The organism is Paenibacillus sp. P4_E11 (assembly GCF_056401635.1).
The window spans coordinates 1-918 of sequence record NZ_JBFUIX010000583.1; the positions used below are offsets into that span (position 1 = coordinate 1).

The following is a 918-nucleotide window of genomic DNA, read 5'->3' on the forward strand; positions in this document are numbered from 1 at the left end:
CTATTCGATATCCCGAGCTTCTCGGAAGATGATGAAACCGAAACGGAAGTCGTCATCATCCGCAAAGGTGACAAGATGGCTGCATTAATGGTTGAGGAGTTCATTGGACAGCAAGAAATCGTATTGAAGACGCTCGGTAAGTATTTGACGAATTTATTCGCCGTGTCTGGCGCAACAATTCTGGGTGACGGACAAGTTGCTCTAATTATCGACACGAATGCTTTGATCAAATAAGGAGGCTCGAATCATGGGAGAAGAATTGAAAATAATCGTATTTACATTAGCGCATGAGCAATATGGCGTTGAAGTGGAGCGGGTTCGCACGATTGAGAGGATGCAGCCGCTAACCCGAGTTCCCAAAACTCCAGTATTTGTAAAGGGAGTTATCAACCTTCGCGGTATAGTAGTGCCTGTTATTGACTTGCGAGGCCGGTTTCAACTGCCAGAGGCCGAATATTCCGATAACTCGCGTATTATCATTGTAGCTGTCAAGGACATGGAAGTGGGTCTGATCGTCGATTCTGCGAATGACGTACTCGATGTGGATTCGGATTCTATTGAGGATCCTCCAGAAATCGTAGGAGGCATCCGAGCCAAATACTTGCGAGGTGTAGCCAAGTTATCAGCGGGTAACCTGCTAGTGTTATTGAACTTGGAAGAAGTACTCAACAAGAGTGAAATCGTTCAATTAGAACAAATTGAGGCATAGGATGACGAGTTTCTATAACTTTGCTGAGTTTCAAATGGATGTGTTGAAGGAAGTAGGCAATATCGGAGCAGGTAATGCAGCAACGGCGTTATCTCGCCTTCTCGACAAGCCGATCGATATGCAAGTTCCCAAAGTCAATCTGTTGCCTTTCGAAGATATTGTGAATAGTCTGGGCGGTTCCGATCAAGTGGTGCTGGCTGTATTCCTAC

General features: G+C 45.4%; 3 protein-coding genes. All 3 read left to right on the top strand.

Features of this window, described 5'->3' with window-relative positions; genetic code table 11:
- Positions 1-234 (top strand): chemotaxis protein CheW (locus AC1DWB_RS36210; protein WP_477545879.1); only part of this gene is annotated, 234 nt, incomplete at its 5' end.
- A gap of 13 nt (positions 235-247) precedes the next feature.
- Complete coding sequence (locus tag AC1DWB_RS36215; protein WP_477545880.1) at positions 248-709, top strand: chemotaxis protein CheW; 462 nt, start codon at positions 248-250, stop codon at positions 707-709.
- Position 710: 1 nt separating this feature from the next.
- The coding region (locus AC1DWB_RS36220) for a chemotaxis protein CheC (protein ID WP_477545881.1) at positions 711-918 on the top strand (208 nt) is incomplete at its 3' end.

What these genes read in the sequence shown, in the direction of transcription:
- AC1DWB_RS36215 (WP_477545880.1), top strand. Translation starts at nt 248, where the DNA reads ATGGGAGAAGAATTGAAAATAATCGTATTTACATTAGCGCATGAGCAA.